The sequence below is a fragment of the Pseudomonas sp. NFACC43 genome, from assembly GCF_900119645.1.
Taxonomy (GTDB): domain Bacteria; phylum Pseudomonadota; class Gammaproteobacteria; order Pseudomonadales; family Pseudomonadaceae; genus Aquipseudomonas.
The window spans coordinates 32,505-48,270 of the sequence record NZ_FPKK01000012.1 but is presented as its reverse complement, the minus strand read 5'-3'; the positions used below and the strand labels follow the sequence as shown (position 1 = coordinate 48,270).

The window sequence follows — 15,766 nt, the reverse complement described above, 5'->3', positions numbered from 1 at the left end:
GCGCCATGGTCAGAAGAAATCTCAACGATCTGCTGTCTTTCGTCACGGTGGCCCGGGAAGGCAGTTTTACCCGCGCCGCCGGGACGCTGGGGGTCACCCAATCGGCACTGAGCCAGGCAATCAGTGGTCTGGAAGCGCGTTTGCGGATCAGGTTACTGACGCGCAATACCCGCAGCGTTTCGCCGACGGTCGCCGGGGAGCGGCTGCTGCAAGCCATCGGTAACCGCTTCGATGAGATAGAAGCCGAGCTGGACAGGCTCACGGAGCTGCGCGACAAGCCCGCCGGCACTGTTCGCATCACCTGCGGCGACCATGTCTTGCGTACGACATTGCTGCCCAAGCTCACCGGATTACTGCACCAGTACCCGGATATCAACGTCGAGTTCGACGTGAGCTACGGATTTCGGGATATCGTCGCGGACCGCTTCGATGCAGGCGTACGCCTGGGCGATACCATCGACAAGGACATGGTCGCGGTTCCCATCGGTCCCTCGTTGCGCATGGCCGCCGTTGCGTCGCCAGGGTATTTCGCCAGCCGCGCGATACCCGCAAATCCCCGGGACCTGATCGATCATCGCTGCATCAACCAGCGCATGCAGACGTCAGGCGGGCTCTATGTCTGGGATTTTGAGCGACAAGGCGAACCCGTCAACGTGAGGGTGGACGGGCAGCTCATTTTCAATACCTCCACCCATATCGTGGAGGCAGCATTGGCGGGGCTGGGGGTCGCGTACCTGCCTGAAGAAGAGTTTGAACCGCACCTTCGAGAAGGTCGGCTGGTTCGGGTGCTGGAAGACTGGTGCCCACCGTTTCCAGGCTACTATCTGTACTACCCCAGCCGACGACAACCCTCGCCGGCGTTCACCCTGGTTGCCAACGCGCTGCGCAAACCCATCGAGGGCTCCCATGGGCCGGGCGGCGACCGGTGAGCCCGGATCTGCGCATCGTCTATTCTTAAGGTAGTGCCGGGCCGCGAGGACCCTGCGCAAAAGTCGTCGCTTTCAGGACACGTTGAGTCGTCCACGTGCAATCGCCGCCCCTTGGGAGTGGCAAGCTGTAAAGATGCCCCCGGATCAGGTGCGCCAAGACACCCGACCGGAGAGCAAGGAGGGCGACCGGATTTGCCACGCTACCGTGACGTGGACCGGACGCCGCAGCCAAGACTCCGGACGGCTGCCGCCAGGCGGCGGTATCGTTCGAGATGCCGAGGTACGTTTATGCCTGATGAGACGCTTCACCTGCCTTTGATCCACAGCGTTCTGGAACGCGAGAAGGACACCCCCGGTGCCTTGCTGCCGATTCTCCACGCCATTCAGGAAGGTTGCGGGTATGTACCTGACGCCGCCGTCCCTGAAATCGCCCATGCCCTGAACCTCAGCCAGGCTGAAGTGCGCGGTGTGATCAGCTTCTACCACGATTTCCGTACAACGCCGCCCGCGCGCCATACCCTGCGTCTGTGCCGGGCCGAGTCGTGCCAGAGCATGGGCGCCGAAGGCCTGGCCGCCCAGTTGCGCGAACACCTGTCCCTGGACGACCACGGCACCAGCGCCGACGGCAGGATCAGTCTGCGGCCGGTCTATTGCCTGGGGGCCTGCGTCTGTTCGCCGGCCCTGGAACTGGATGGTGAACTGCATGCTCGGGTCACGCCCGAGCGCTTGCGCCAGCTGGTGACCGGTTGCCTGGAGGACGGCGCATGCTGAACCTCCATATTCCTCAGGACTCGGTGTCCCGCGCCGTGGGCGCGGACAAGGTGGCGGCCGCCCTGGCCCAGGAGGCCGAACGTCGTCAGGTGCCGCTGCAGCTGCGGCGGACCAGCTCCCGTGGCCTTTATTGGCTGGAGCCGCTGGTGGAGCTGGACAGCGGCGGCGTACGCTGGGGCTTCGGCCCCGTGACGCCCCAGGACGTGCCCAGCCTGCTCGATGCCCTGGCCGGCGATCCCGCCAGTCATCCATTGGCCCTCGGGCCGGTGGAGCAGATCCCCTATCTCAAGACCCAGCAGCGGCTATTGTTCGCCCGCGCCGGTATCACCCGGCCGCTGTCGCTGGACGATTATCGTGCCCAGGGCGGCTTCCAGGGCCTGGCCCGGGCCCTGCAGATGGAAGGCGCCGACGTGGTCGCCAGCGTCCTCGATTCGGGCTTGCGAGGCCGGGGCGGGGCGGCATTCCCGGCGGGCATCAAGTGGCGCACCGTGCGTGAAGCGCAGGGGCCACAGAAGTATGTGGTCTGCAACGCCGACGAGGGCGACTCGGGCACCTTCGCCGACCGTATGCTGATGGAAGGCGATCCCTTCCTGTTGATCGAAGGCATGACCATCGCCGGCATCGCCGTGGGCGCCACCCTGGGCTACATCTACGTGCGTTCGGAATACCCGGACGCCGTGGCGACGCTGAACAAAGCCCTGGTCATCGCCCGGGAGGCCGGTTACCTGGGCACGAACGTGGGCGGCAGTGGCCGCACGTTCGAGCTGCACGTCCGGGTGGGGGCCGGTGCCTACATCTGTGGCGAGGAAACCGCTCTGCTGGAGTCCCTCGAAGGCAAGCGAGGCACGGTGCGCGCCAAGCCGCCGCTGCCGGCCCTGCAAGGCCTGTTCGGGCTGCCGACGCTGGTGCATAACGTGCTGACCCTGGCGTCGGTGCCGATCATCCTGGAGAAGGGCGCGCAGTTCTACCGCGACTTCGGCATGGGCCGCTCCCTGGGCACCATGCCGTTCCAGCTGGCCGGCAACGTTCGCCATGGCGGCCTGGTGGAGCGCGCCTTCGGCCTGAGCCTGCGGGAGCTGGTGGAAGGCTACGGCGGCGGCACCGCCAGCGGCCGTCCGCTGAAGGCCGCGCAGGTGGGCGGCCCGTTGGGCGCCTGGGTTCCACCCGCGCAGTTCGACACGCCGCTGGATTACGAAGCGTTCGCCGCCATGGGCGCGATGCTCGGCCACGGTGGCGTGGTGGTTGCCGATGACAGCCTGGACATGGCCCACATGGCCCGTTTCGCCTTGCAATTCTGCGCCGAGGAGTCCTGCGGCAAATGCACGCCGTGCAGGATCGGCTCGACCCGTGGGGTCGAGGTGGTGGATCGCCTGATCGCCAGTACCGATGCCGGGGCCCGACAGGAACAGGCCCTGCTGCTGCAAGACCTTTGCGACACCCTGCAATACGGTTCGCTTTGTGCCCTCGGTGGGATGACCTCCTACCCCGTCGCCAGCGCCCTCAAGCACTTTCCCGCCGACTTCGGTCTGGCGCCCCTGGAGGCCGACCAATGATCACTGTCTTCGACCCTAAAACGGATATCGACCTCGGCACCCCGGCGCGGGACAGCGAGGTGCAAGTCAGCCTGACCATCGATGGCCGCGAAGTCAGCGTCCCATCCGGTACTTCGGTGATGCGCGCCGCGGCGCTGCTCGGTACCACCATCCCCAAACTCTGTGCCACCGACAGCCTGGAGGCCTTCGGCTCCTGCCGCATGTGCCTGGTGGAGATCGAGGGCATGCGCGGCTATCCGGCTTCCTGTACCACGCCGGTGACCGAAGGCATGGTGGTGCGTACCCAGACCTCCAAGCTCGCCACGCTGCGCCGCAACGTGATGGAACTGTACATTTCCGACCATCCGCTGGACTGCCTGACCTGCCCGGCCAACGGCAACTGCGAACTGCAGACGGTGGCGGGGCAGGTGGGCCTGCGCGAAGTACGCTACGGCTATGAAGGCGCCAACCACCTGACCGAGGCCAAGGACGTCTCCAACCCGTACTTCGATTACGACCCGAGCAAATGCATTGTCTGCAGTCGTTGCGTACGGGCTTGCGAGGAGGTCCAGGGCACCTTTGCCCTGACCATCAGCGGGCGCGGTTTCGACTCCCGGGTGGCGGCGGCCGGCGGCGACAATTTCCTCGATTCCGAATGCGTGTCCTGCGGTGCCTGCGTGCAGGCCTGTCCGACAGCGACCCTGATCGACAAGAGCGTCGTGGAGATCGGCCAGCCGGAACGCAGCGTCATCACCACCTGCGCCTACTGCGGTGTGGGCTGCTCCTTCCGTGCCGAAATGAAGGGCGAGCAACTGGTGCGCATGGTCCCGGACAAGAACGGCCAGGCCAACCATGGCCACTCCTGCGTCAAGGGGCGTTTCGCCTGGGGCTACGCGACCCACCCGGACCGCATCACCAAGCCCATGATCCGCAAGCACATCAACGATCCATGGCAGGAGGTCAGCTGGGACGAGGCAGTAACCTATGCGGCCAGCGAATTGCGGCGCATCCAGCTCAAGTACGGACGCGACTCCATCGGCGGCATCACCTCCAGTCGTTGCACCAACGAAGAAACCTACCTGGTGCAGAAGCTGGTGCGCACGGCTTTTGGCAACAACAACGTCGACACCTGCGCCCGGGTCTGCCACTCGCCCACGGGCTATGGCCTCAAGCAGACGCTGGGTGAGTCCGCCGGTACCCAGAGTTTCGACTCGGTGATGAAGGCCGACGTCATCCTGGTGATGGGGGCCAACCCCACCGATGCCCACCCGGTCTTCGGTTCCCAGCTCAAGCGCCGCCTGCGCCAGGGCGCCCAACTGATCGTCATCGATCCACGGCGCATCGACCTGGTGGACTCGCCCCATGCCCGGGCCGAACTGCACCTGCAGCTGCGTCCCGGCACCAACGTGGCGATGCTCAACGCATTGGCCCATGTGATCGTCACCGAAGGGCTGGTGAACCAGCGCTTTGTCGACGAGCGCTGCGAGCCGGCGGATTTCGCGCGCTGGCGCGATTTCGTCAGCCTGCCGGAGAATGCCCCGCAGGTCCTGGGCCCGGTCTGCGGCGTGCCCGCCGAACAGATCCGCGCTGCCGCGCGGCTCTACGCCACCGGCGGTAACGCGGCCATCTACTATGGCCTCGGGGTCACCGAGCACAGCCAGGGCAGTACCTCGGTGATGGGCATCGCCAACCTGGCGATGGCCACCGGCAACATCGGTCGGGAAGGCGTCGGGGTGAACCCGCTGCGTGGACAGAACAACGTCCAGGGCTCCTGCGACATGGGCTCGTTCCCCCACGAGTTGCCCGGCTACCGGCACATTTCCAACGAAGCGGTGCGGGCCCAGTTCGAGCAGGCCTGGAACGTGACCCTGCAACCCGACCCGGGCCTTAGGATCCCGAACATGTTCGAGGCGGCCCTGGACGGCTCCTTCAAGGCGCTGTACTGCCAAGGGGAAGACATCGCCCAGAGCGATCCCAACACCCAGCACGTGACGGCGGCCCTGTCGGCGATGGAATGCGTGATCGTGCAGGACATCTTCCTCAACGAGACGGCCAAGTTCGCCCACGTGTTCCTGCCGGGCAGCTCCTTCCTGGAAAAGGACGGCACCTTCACCAACGCCGAGCGCCGTATATCCCGGGTGCGCAAGGTGATGGAGCCGCTGGCCGGCAAGGCCGACTGGGAAGCCACCATCGCCCTGGCCGATGCCCTGGGCTACAAGATGAACTACAGCCATCCTTCGCAGATCATGGATGAGATCGCCCGCCTGACGCCCACCTTCCACCGTGTCAGCTACGCCGAGCTGGAGCGTCATGGCAGCCTGCAATGGCCCTGCAACGACGCCGCGCCGGATGGCACGCCAACCATGCACATCGATGAGTTCGTGCGCGGCAAGGGGCGTTTCATGCTCACCGGCTACGTGCCGACCGAGGAGAAGGTCAACAGCCGCTACCCGTTGTTGCTGACCACCGGACGAATCCTCAGCCAGTACAACGTCGGTGCCCAGACCCGCCGGACCGAGAACGTGGCGTGGCACGAAGAGGACCGCCTGGAAATCCATCCGACCGACGCCGAGAGTCGCGGCATCGTCGATGGCGACTGGGTCGGCATCGGCAGCCGCGCCGGGCAGACGGTGCTGCGGGCCAGGGTCACCGAGCGGGTGGCGCCGGGCGTGGTCTACACCACGTTCCACTTCCCTGAATCGGGGGCCAACGTGATCACCACCGACAACTCCGACTGGGCCACCAACTGCCCGGAATACAAGGTCACGGCGGTGGAGATCGTGCGGGTCAGCCAGCCTTCGGAATGGCAGAAGCGCTACCAGGCGTTCAGTGACGAACAAAGCCGCCTGCTGCGCGAGCGCCGCCATGCCGAAACCGCCGAGGTGCGCCGATGAGTTGCGAAAGCCTGATCAAGATGGCCAACCAGATCGCCCAGTACTTCGCCAGCGAACCGGATCACACGCTGGCGGTGAATGGCGTGCGTCAGCACATCAAGAGCTTCTGGACCCCGGGCATGCGCCGGGAACTGGCCGAGTGGCAGGAGAAACATCCGGATGCGGCCCTCCACCCACTGGTGGTGGAGGCACTGACGGCGTTTCGAGAGCCCGCCTAGCGAGCGGATCGTTGGCTCGAGGGAGGGATCACGCCGTATCGATCCCTCCCACGAGCCTGCGGGAAGCGCTGCCCGGGCCGCTTCGTGAACGTTTCAGGGACAGGCAGTGCGTGCCGTCACACCGCACGCAATGGCCGGAAAAACGCCCTGATATCCTCTGCCAGCAACGCCGGCTGCTCCAGCGCGGCAAAGTGGCCACCGCGTGGCATCTGGGTCCAGCGCTGCACGTTGTAGCAGCGCTCCACCCAGCTACGTGGCGGCAGCGGCAGCTCCCTGGGAAACGCCGCGACCCCAAGCGGCGGTTTCACGCGCTCGCCGCTCTTGAACAGCAAGGGCCGCCGGCTTCCTTCCACATAAGGGCGGAACGACGAGCCAATGCAGTTCGTCAGCCAGTACAGCGTCGCATTGGTCAGGAGCCATTCGTGACTGATGGCCGGTTTCGTATCGCACCACGACAGCACCTTTTCCCCCATCCAGGCCAGCAATCCCGCCGGAGAGTCGCTCAGGCCCACGGCCAGGGTTTGCGGCTTGGTACGCTGGATGTGCGCATAGGCGCCTTCGGCTTCGCTGAAGGCCGCGGCACGGTGCAGGAAAGCCGTTTCTTCTTCTGTCGGCGGCGGGTCGTTTTCGCCAAGGGGCGGGCGATAGGCACCGGGGATGTAGTTGAGATGGATGCCCGTCAAACGCTCGGGATAACGCACGCCCGCATGGAGTACGAATCGGCGTTGAATTTATACGAGGGCCAGCGAGTCTTTGAAAGAAGTACATGGCGATGGAGTGTAGTCATCCGCTGCCTGTCATGTTTCCCCATCCGCCCAGCCAAGGACCGCCAATGACCTTCTTCATTTTTCTTCTCGCCTGTTGTGCCGCCGCAAGTACCGGCATCATTTTCAAGCCAGGACAATGGTACGAGTCCCTCGTCAAGCCACGTTTCACACCCCCCAACTGGCTGTTTCCCGTGGCTTGGACAGTGATCTACCTGTTGCTCGCATGGGCGGGCTACCGGCTGAGCATGATACCGGGAAGCCAGCAGGCGCTGGCGTTATGGGCGGCGCAGATTGCGTTGAACACCCTGTGGACCCCGGTATTCTTCGGGGCCCACCAGGTGCTCGCCGGTATGGTGGTCATCGCGCTGCTCTGGCTGGTGGTCGCGGCGATGGTGGTGTTGGCGTTGCGCCTGGACGTGATCACAGGGTTGATCCTGTTTCCCTACCTGGCATGGCTTTGCGTGGCCGCCACGTTGAATTTCTCCATCCTGCGTAACAATCGCTGATGCCCCACCGATGAATGCTCCAAGGCGAATTCAACGCTGCTTCGACCCGCCACCAATCTGCCAGACATACGGCGGCTCCGTCCCGTTGATTTCCCAGTCGCCAATGATGCGTTCCTTGTAGATCAGCGGGTTGTGCGAAGCCGCGGTCCGGGCGTTGCGCCAGTGGCGATCGAGGGCCTTGCTGGTGCTGGTGGCCGACGCGCCCAGTGCGTTGAACACCTCGCTGGTGGCGCGCAAGGCCAGGTCGGCCACCACCACCTGGGCCTGGGCCGACTCCAGTTCGGCGGCAATGTTGGCGGTGTGTTCGGTCTCGGCGTTCTGGCTGAAGCGACTTTCATAGGCTCGTTGCGAAGCAGCGGCGGCGCGCAGGGTCGTGGCTTCGGCGGCATAGACCTGGGCCGATGCCTTGCCGATCACCTGCTGAACTTGCACATCCTGGCTCACTTCACTGGCGTTGCCGGTGCTGAACACCCGCGTGCGCTGGCGCACTTGCTCGGTAATGTCCCGGACGGCGGCACGTCCGGCGCCTGTCTGCACGGCGAGCAGCACCAGTTGGTAAAAAGCGGTCTGGTACTTGAAACGGGTGGAGAAGTCGATGAGGTTCTCCGCTTCCACCACGGCGTTGTCGAACACCGACGTACCACTGCCGGTGGTGCGTTGACCGAAGCCGTCCCAGTCATCGCTTTGCCTGACACCCGGCTGATTCACACGTACGGCGGCGATCACGTCGGCGCCGTTGTCGTCACGCTGGGCATACAGGTCGATCCAGTCGGCGAAGATGCTACCGGTGCTGTAGTACTTGCTGCCGTTGACCACCCATCGATCGTCCTGACGGGAAACCCGGGTGAGGACTTCGCCGATTTTCACGGCGCCGACTTCAGTCCAGGCATTGCCCACCAGTTCACCGTCGACGAAGCGCTTGAACCAGACGTCCTGCGGGCTGGTCGCCTGGGCATTGAGGCGATCCTCGACAAAAGCGAAGTGCCCGCGCAGGGCCTGGGGCAGGTTGGAATCGGCTTCGGCCAGTTCGATCAGCAATTGCAACAGTTGCGGTAACGAGGCGCCGGCGCCGCCGTATTCGACCGGGACGCGAATGGCGCCAAACCCGGCCTCCTTCAACCATTTCACTTGCTCGAAGGGCAGGCTGCGGGTCTGCTCGCGCTCCAGCGCGCCGGCCTGGATGCGCGCGAAGATCGGCCGGAACCGTTCGGCCAAGGCTTCGTAGTCGGTACCGGTGGACAGGGTCGGCGGCAGGTGTTGTTGCTGTGCGGTCATGGCAGTGTTCCTTCTGAGGACGAAAGGGCGGCAGGGCGAAGATCTGCCGTCAAGGACACCGTTGCATGCTCCATGCCCGGTGGCCGAAACCTGCGCAAACGGGACGTTTGCCGGATTGATGCTGGTGTCGGGCTGTCGTGCTGCGGGCAATCTGCCTGGCGACTGTGGGTGTGGCAACAGTCAAGCAGCTTGCGCCGGGCGGCGCCGGGTGTCGGCTGTGCAACAGCGATCCGACAGCCTGTCCGCCGCACGACAGTATTAACTTGAGGGATAGAATCAACTCATTGAAAACAAATGAAAAACGTAAGTGGCACGGTTGCTGCTCCAGCGGTTGTACAGAGGCGAGCACGCCTATATCTCAACGAGCCGGGAGTACACGCAATGAGCCAGGACACGATCAAGTTTGCCTACTGGGTGCCCAATGTCAGCGGCGGACTGGTGGTCAGCAAGATACCGCAACGCACCGACTGGGGAATCGATTACAACCGTAAGCTGGCACAGATCGCCGAGGATGCCGGCTTCGACTACGCCCTGACCCAGATTCGTTTTACCGCCGGCTATGGCGCCGAGTACCAGCATGAATCGGTGGCGTTCAGCCACGCCTTGCTGGCGGCCACCACGAAGTTGAAAGTGATTGCGGCGGTGTTGCCCGGACCATGGACGCCTTCGGTGCTGGCCAAGCAGATCGCGACCATCGATCAGCTCACCGGCGGTCGCGTGGCGATCAACGTGGTGTCCGGCTGGTTCAAGGGCGAATTCACCGCTATCGGCGAACCCTGGCTGGAGCACGATGAACGCTATCGTCGTTCGGAGGAATTCATCACCACGCTCAAGGGCATCTGGACCACCGACAACTTCACTTTCCGCGGCGACTTCTATCGTTTCAACGGTTACACCCTCAAGCCCAAGCCCCTGCAGCAGCACCCGGAAATTTTCCAGGGCGGCAGTTCCCGGGCCGCGCGGGACATGGCCGCCCGGGTATCCGACTGGTACTTCACCAACGGCAACACGGTGGAAGGGGTCAAGGCCCAGGTCGACGACCTGCGGGCCAAAGCGGCGGCCAACCACCACACGGTCAAGGTCGGGGTGAACGCCTTCGTCATTGCCCGCGACACCGAGGAAGAAGCCCGTGCGGTGCTGGCCCAGATCATTGACCAGGCCGATCCCGAAGCCGTCAACGCGTTCGGTGACGCGGCCAGGCAGGCCGGCAAGGCAAGCCCCGAAGGCGAGGGCAACTGGGCCAGGTCCAGCTTCGAAGACCTGGTGCAGTACAACGACGGCTTCAAGACCAACCTGATCGGCACCCCCCAGCAGATTGCCGAACGTATCGTTGCCTTGAAGGCCGTGGGTGTAGACCTGGTGCTGGCCGCCTTCCTGCATTTCCAGGAGGAGGTCGAGTATTTCGGTCGCCGGGTCCTGCCGTTGGTACGCGAGCTGGAGCAAGGCAAAGTGGCGACCAGAACGGCGGCGGTTGCCTAGGCTTCGTACGAAAGTGCCTGCCCGACGATCAGGCTGGGTTGAAGACAGGCTCGTGCGCGAGTGCGCTTGCTCGCCTGTTTTCGCTTCGTCGGATCGTCGCTCGGCGACCCTTCGTACGCGCCCCCGGCCAGGGAGCCATCAGGTCGATAGATTGACCAGCCGGCCGTCCCGGGCGCTCAGCGCGGGGCGGCGTTTGTTGACCACCAATTCGCCAATCCTGATCAAGAGCGTGCGGGTGACATTGCGACTCAGGCCCAACAGGCTGGCGGTGTGAACTTGGTTGCGGTTGGCGTATCGATAGGCGGCACGCAGCAGTTCGGCTTCCACCGTTTCATACAGCTTGCCATGCTCTTGTTCGAGCAGTTTCTCCAGGGCTTTTTGCAACAGTGCCTCTGCGCTTTGGGGCTCGCGTTGCGGTGGGTTGTCCTGGCGCTCGATGCGCCAGTTGGACAAGTGCAGGTCCTGCACGCCGATTACGTCGCTACGGCAAATCAGCAGCGTGTGATGGATGACGTTTTCCAGCTCGCGAATGTTCCCCGGCCAGGCATAGTCGAGCAACTTGCGCTGCGCCTCGGCATCCAGCGTCGCCTCGCCACGGCCCAACCGGCGGCTGTATTGGGCGATGAAGTGACGTATCAACGGCAGGATATCGCCGGGGCGTTCGCGCAAGGGCTTGAGTGCCAGGCTGACCACATTCAGGCGGTAATACAGGTCTTCGCGAAAGTGCCCGGCGTCGATGGCTTTTTCCAGCTGAACGTTAGTGGCAGCCAACACACGCACGTCGATCCTGATGCTTTTGCGCGAGCCCAGGCGGACCACCTCCCGTTCCTGCAGCACCCGTAGCAGCTTGACCTGGATCGGCAACGGCAGGTCGCCAATTTCATCGAGGAACAGCGTGCCGCCGTCGGCTTCCTCGAACCAGCCTGCCTTGGCCGCCAATGCTCCGGTGAAGGCGCCTTTCTCGTGGCCGAACAATTCGGCTTCCACCAGCGATTCGGAAAACGCCCCGCAGTTGACCGCGACGAACGGCTTGTCGCGGCGAGCGCTGAGGCTGTGTATGTGGCGCGCCACCAGTTCCTTGCCGGTACCGGTCTGGCCGATGATCAGGACGCTGGCGTCACTGGGGGCCACTTGCTGCAGGTGGGCCAGCAGGGCGCGGGAGGAGGCGTCTTCGAAGACCTGGGCCGTGGCGCGGATCGAGGTCGCCAGGTCGGGAGAAGATGGAAGCGTTAGAAGCTGCATGAGTGCCCATTCCTATGAGTTCGCAGTGGCTGAAGTGAGGCGCCGGCCAACGCTCCCTGATGGCTGCACCGCGCGAGGCATTCGGCGTGAGGGCTAATCTAAATGATATAAAAATTGTAGATAAAATAACTTTTAGGCATTTGCTTAAGCCGACACACGAATGATTCGGGCCTCTCGGGTAGATCCAAATAAAATAAAGTTCGGTAAAAAACTTTATTGACTAAAAATAAATACCGAGTAATTATTTCCCTGCATCTGCTTTCACGCAGAGTCACTTTTCAGGGGCAACCCGATGAGTCAGAACGCCGTGCCTTCGTTGGCCAGTCTCTACGTCGAGGCGATCGAATCGTCCGACCCACGTTCCACATCTTCATTCATGCAAGGCTTTCCGCCTGAACCTCAACGCCGGGTGACCTGGCATAACTGGATGCGCGCTCCGTTCAATCAATGGGGTTTCCGCAACCTGGCGCGTCTGCGGCCGTCCATCGACGTGCAGGCAGGGGCCGCGCCGGTCAGTCCGTTGCAGCAGGCACCGCAGCCGCTGGACCAACTGCACTTCAACAGCGAATGCGGCTTGAGCATCAGTGTGATCGAGCACCTGCTTGCCAGCCAGACCGACGCTTTCCTGGTGATGCAGGGCGACACGGTGCTCTACGAACGCTATTTCAACGGTCAGCGTCCCCAGGACCGGCACATCATGTTCTCGGTGACCAAGTCGCTGATCGGCACCCTGGGCGAACAGCTGGTCTGCGAGGGTTTGCTGGATACCGCATTGCCTGCGGCCCATTACGTACCGGAACTGGCCGGCAGCGCATTTGCCGATGCAACGGTGCGCCAGCTGTTCGACATGGCCGTGGGCATCGATTACAGCGAGGTCTATGAAGACCCTGATTCCGAGAGTTCCCAGTACGGTTATGCCTGCGGTTTCCAGCCGGCACCGGTGCAGTACGGGCAGTTCGAATCCTTGTACGAGTACTTGCCGAGCCTGCGCAAACGCGGCAGCCACGGTGGTTTCTTCCACTATGTGACGGCCACCACCGAAGCGTTGGCCTGGGTCATGGAGCGTGCCTGCGGCAGGGCTTGCCATGAGTTGTTGCAGGACATCTGGAGTCAGTTGGGCTGTGAGCGCGACGGCTATTTCATGGCCGACCCCTGGGGGCGCAATGTTGCCGGTGCCGGCTTCAGTGCGACGTTGCGGGACATGGCGCGGTTCGGGCGATTGCTGGCCAACGAGGGCCGCCACGCCGGACGACAGCTGCTATCGAGCGAGGCCATCGCCGGCATCCTCGCTGGCGCCGACCCCGCGGTCTACGCCACATCCCCGGACTTCAGCGCATGGACCCCCGGCGCGTCCTACCGTAGCCAGTGGTACGTCTTCAACGACCACAGCCAGGCATTGATGGCCGGTGGCATCCACGGCCAGTACCTGTTCGTCGACAAACCGTCCGGTGTGGTGATCGTCAAGCAATCGTCCCTCAGCGAAGCCGTCAGCCCGTTCGACGGGGACAGCGTGCGCATGCTGCGAGCCATCGCCGCGCACCTGACTCGCTGACCACATCCCTCTATTACAAGAATTCGCGTTCCGTTCACCTGGCCTGGCCAGGTGTTGGCGAGGCCCTGCGCCGCCATTCACTGCCCTGTAACAACAATAAATCAAACAGGAGCTTCATATGGTTTGCATGACACGTTGGTCCCGGACGCTCTTGGCGTTCGGCTTACCCCTGGCCGCCCAGGTTGCCTGGGCGGGCTATACCTTCGAGGAGGGCGCCCTCAAGGGCGAAGTCAACCTGACCGCCGGTGCGGCGACCCTCTCTACGCGCAACGTCAACTTCGGCAGTGGCCGGGTGGACATGCGCAGCCGAAGCAACGGCGGCACGAAAATCGACTGGCAGGAGTTCTACGTCAAGCCCGGTGCCACGCTGGACTACGCCTTGCAGCCGGACTTCAGCCTGCTGGCCGGTGGTTCGCTCGTGGCGGCCACCACCCTTGGCGATGGCGATGCCGGCGGTTTCACCCGCAGCTCCGATGGTGATGTGGCCCTCGAGGAACTGTACGGCGGTTTCCGGGCCGGGGAGTGGACATTCACCGCTGGCCGGCAGAACTACATGATCGGCAATGGCTTCATTGTCATGGACGGTAATCTCGACCAGCTCGAGGACGGTGCCTATTGGCTCGCCCCCAGGACGGCCTTCAAGGATTCCGCGATCCTGGCCTGGGATCACGGTGCGTTGAAAACCCAGGCATTCACCTTGCGCACCGATGATGACATGGGTGATTTGCGGATGACCGGCGTCAACCTGGACTACAACCTCGATGACCGGGTGACGCTGGGCGCCATGGCCATGAAGATCGACTCCCTGGCCCCCCAGGGTTCGACGCCCTTGAGCCGGGATGGCATGCGGGTCTACAACGTCCGGACGCTCAATGCCAAGGTGCCGGGCCTGCCAGCGCTGACGCTCAATGCCGAATACGCACTGCAGCGCGGCAGCGGGGCCGGGGTCGATTACGCCGCCAAGGCCTGGTATGGCCAGGCGGACTATGCCTTCGACACCTTGCCGTTGACGCCGGTCCTGGGTTATCGCTACGCCAGCTTTTCCGGTGACAGCGACCTCACCGATAACCGCCAGGCGTCCTGGGATCCCCTCAGCAAAGGCTTCATCGACTGGGGGACGTGGCTGGTGGGAGATGTCGTCGGCAATTACCTGCTGTTCAACAGCAACGAAAACGTCCAGCAGTTTTCCCTCAAGACGCATCTGAACGAAACCCTGACGCTCGGGGCGATTCACTACCAGTTCTGGCTGGACGAAAAAAACTACATGGGAGCCGCGGTCAGTGATCGGCGCTTCGCCGACGAGAGCGTCGTGTTCCTGGATTGGGCGGCGTCGAAATCGCTCTCCACCTCGCTCTCCTATAACTGGGTCAAGCCAATGGCCGCGGCCAGGCAAGTGTTCGGAGACGACCGCAAATTCAGCGCGCTGGAACTCTATCTCACCTATCGCTATTAAGTGCCGCGAGCCCCGGGGCCGCGTTGGAGTGTCTGATCATGAACAGATTTTTGCGTAACACCTTGCTGGGTGCAGCCGTTTCCTTGTCGGTATGTGGGGCGACCCTTGCCGAGGAACGGACGGTGCGGATCTACAACTGGATCGAGTACCTGCCGCCCGAAATCCTGAAGAGCTTCCAGGAAGAAACCGGGATTCGGCCGATCTACGACGTCTTCGACAGCGTCGAGACCCTGGAGTCGAAACTGTTGACCGGCAACTCCGGGTACGACGTGGTGTACCCGAGCAGTTCCAACATCAGTCACCTGATCGCCGCCGGAGCGGTCCAGCCCCTGGATCGCAGCCAATTGCCGAACTGGCAGCACCTGGACCCGGAATTCATGAAGTCCCTCGAAGCGGTGGGTGACCCGGGCAACCGTTACGCGACGCCGTACCTGTGGGGCACGACATTGATCGGCTACAACGTCGACATGGTCCGCAAAGTACTGGGTGCTGACGTGCAGATGAACACCTGGGACATCCTCTTCAAGGAAGAGAATATGGTCAGGCTGGCCAGTTGTGGTGTCGGGTTGCTCGACGCCGCCAATGAAATCGTACCGATTGCCCTGCACTACCAGGGCCTGGATCCCAACAGCCAGAAACGCGAGGACTACCCACGGGCCCAGGCGGCAATGCTCAAGGTCCGTCCCTACATCACCTATTTCAATTCATCGCGCTATGGCATGGACCTGGCCAATGGTGAAATCTGCGTCGGGGTGGGCTGGTCGGGTGGTGTCGCCCTGGCCAGGCGACTGGCCGACGCGGCCGGCAAAGGGGTCAAGGTGGAAATGGCGTTGCCCAGGGAAGGCGCGCCGATGTGGTCGGACGTGATGATGGTGCCCACCAACGCTCCCCACACCCAGGAAGCCTACGCCTTCATCAACTACATCCTGCGCCCGGATGTCATCGCCCGGATCAGCAACAAGATCGGCTACCCCAACCCCAACAAGGACGCCACGGCGCTGGTGAATGCCGAAATCCGCAACGACCCGGCGATGTATATACCGGACGACGCGCGCAAGACCCTGTTCGCCCTGGAGCCCGTGCCGGCAGCGGTGGAGCGGATTCGCACTCGCACCTGGACCGCCATCAAGACCCGGCGTTGAGCCCCG

At 63.3% G+C, this 15,766-nt stretch carries 13 protein-coding genes; 10 read left to right on the top strand and 3 right to left on the bottom strand.

The features are described 5' to 3' along the window. The first annotated feature begins 5 nt into the window (after positions 1-5). The 5 genes from BT179_RS19675 to BT179_RS19655 all read left to right on the top strand — a co-directional run bounded on the left by BT179_RS19675 (position 6) and on the right by BT179_RS19655 (position 6,344). Positions 6-929 (top strand): LysR family transcriptional regulator, encoded by a 924-nt coding sequence (locus tag BT179_RS19675; protein WP_072431522.1) that lies wholly within the window; start codon positions 6-8, stop codon positions 927-929. Positions 930-1,217: 288 nt separating this feature from the next. Beyond that, positions 1,218-1,700 (top strand): formate dehydrogenase subunit gamma, encoded by a 483-nt coding sequence (locus BT179_RS19670; protein WP_072431523.1) that lies wholly within the window; start codon positions 1,218-1,220, stop codon positions 1,698-1,700. Then, on the top strand, positions 1,694-3,253 hold the full coding sequence (locus tag BT179_RS19665) for a formate dehydrogenase beta subunit (RefSeq protein WP_072396646.1): 1,560 nt from the start codon (positions 1,694-1,696) through the stop codon (positions 3,251-3,253). The genes BT179_RS19670 and BT179_RS19665 overlap by 7 nt, the downstream gene beginning before the upstream one ends. Beyond that, positions 3,250-6,126 carry a formate dehydrogenase subunit alpha gene (gene fdhF / locus BT179_RS19660; protein ID WP_072431524.1) on the top strand — a complete coding sequence of 959 codons (2,877 nt, stop codon included), beginning with the start codon at positions 3,250-3,252 and terminating at the stop codon, positions 6,124-6,126. Before BT179_RS19665 ends, fdhF begins: the two co-directional genes overlap by 4 nt. Further along, positions 6,123-6,344 (top strand): formate dehydrogenase subunit delta, encoded by a 222-nt coding sequence (locus tag BT179_RS19655; protein ID WP_072396650.1) that lies wholly within the window; start codon positions 6,123-6,125, stop codon positions 6,342-6,344. The genes fdhF and BT179_RS19655 overlap by 4 nt, the downstream gene beginning before the upstream one ends. 116 nt (positions 6,345-6,460) lie before the next feature. On the opposite strand, the gene BT179_RS19650 is transcribed toward BT179_RS19655, so the two are convergent. Next, positions 6,461-7,045, bottom strand: coding sequence for an alpha/beta fold hydrolase (locus BT179_RS19650; protein ID WP_256343856.1), 585 nt, complete (start codon positions 7,043-7,045; stop codon positions 6,461-6,463). A 131-nt stretch (positions 7,046-7,176) separates the two neighbouring features. Here BT179_RS19650 and BT179_RS19645 point away from each other — a divergent pair, with 131 nt between their 5' ends. After that, the gene (locus BT179_RS19645; RefSeq protein WP_072431525.1) at positions 7,177-7,617 is read left to right on the top strand and encodes a tryptophan-rich sensory protein TspO; all 441 of its coding nucleotides are present in this window, start codon (positions 7,177-7,179) and stop codon (positions 7,615-7,617) included. 30 nt (positions 7,618-7,647) lie between these two features. On the opposite strand, the gene BT179_RS19640 is transcribed toward BT179_RS19645, so the two are convergent. Beyond that, positions 7,648-8,892 (bottom strand): acyl-CoA dehydrogenase family protein, encoded by a 1,245-nt coding sequence (locus BT179_RS19640; RefSeq protein ID WP_072431526.1) that lies wholly within the window; start codon positions 8,890-8,892, stop codon positions 7,648-7,650. Between the two features lie 381 nt (positions 8,893-9,273). Here BT179_RS19640 and sfnG point away from each other — a divergent pair, with 381 nt between their 5' ends. Further along, on the top strand, positions 9,274-10,371 hold the full coding sequence (gene sfnG / locus BT179_RS19635; RefSeq protein WP_072396656.1) for a dimethylsulfone monooxygenase SfnG: 1,098 nt from the start codon (positions 9,274-9,276) through the stop codon (positions 10,369-10,371). A 138-nt stretch (positions 10,372-10,509) separates the two neighbouring features. Here sfnG and BT179_RS19630 read toward each other — a convergent pair whose 3' ends face one another. Continuing rightward, the gene (locus BT179_RS19630; protein WP_072431527.1) at positions 10,510-11,613 is read right to left on the bottom strand and encodes a sigma-54 interaction domain-containing protein; all 1,104 of its coding nucleotides are present in this window, start codon (positions 11,611-11,613) and stop codon (positions 10,510-10,512) included. Positions 11,614-11,905: 292 nt separating this feature from the next. On the opposite strand from BT179_RS19630, the gene BT179_RS19625 reads away from it, so the two are divergent. From BT179_RS19625 to BT179_RS19615, 3 genes are all read left to right on the top strand, one after another. Next, positions 11,906-13,165 (top strand): serine hydrolase domain-containing protein, encoded by a 1,260-nt coding sequence (locus BT179_RS19625; protein ID WP_072431528.1) that lies wholly within the window; start codon positions 11,906-11,908, stop codon positions 13,163-13,165. Between the two features lie 118 nt (positions 13,166-13,283). Next, positions 13,284-14,618, top strand: a complete 1,335-nt coding sequence (locus BT179_RS19620; protein WP_072431529.1) for an alginate export family protein — start codon at positions 13,284-13,286, stop codon at positions 14,616-14,618. Between the two features lie 38 nt (positions 14,619-14,656). Then, a complete protein-coding gene (locus tag BT179_RS19615; protein WP_072396663.1) occupies positions 14,657-15,760 on the top strand; it encodes a polyamine ABC transporter substrate-binding protein in 1,104 nt (367 codons plus the stop codon). Positions 15,761-15,766 lie beyond the last annotated feature (6 nt).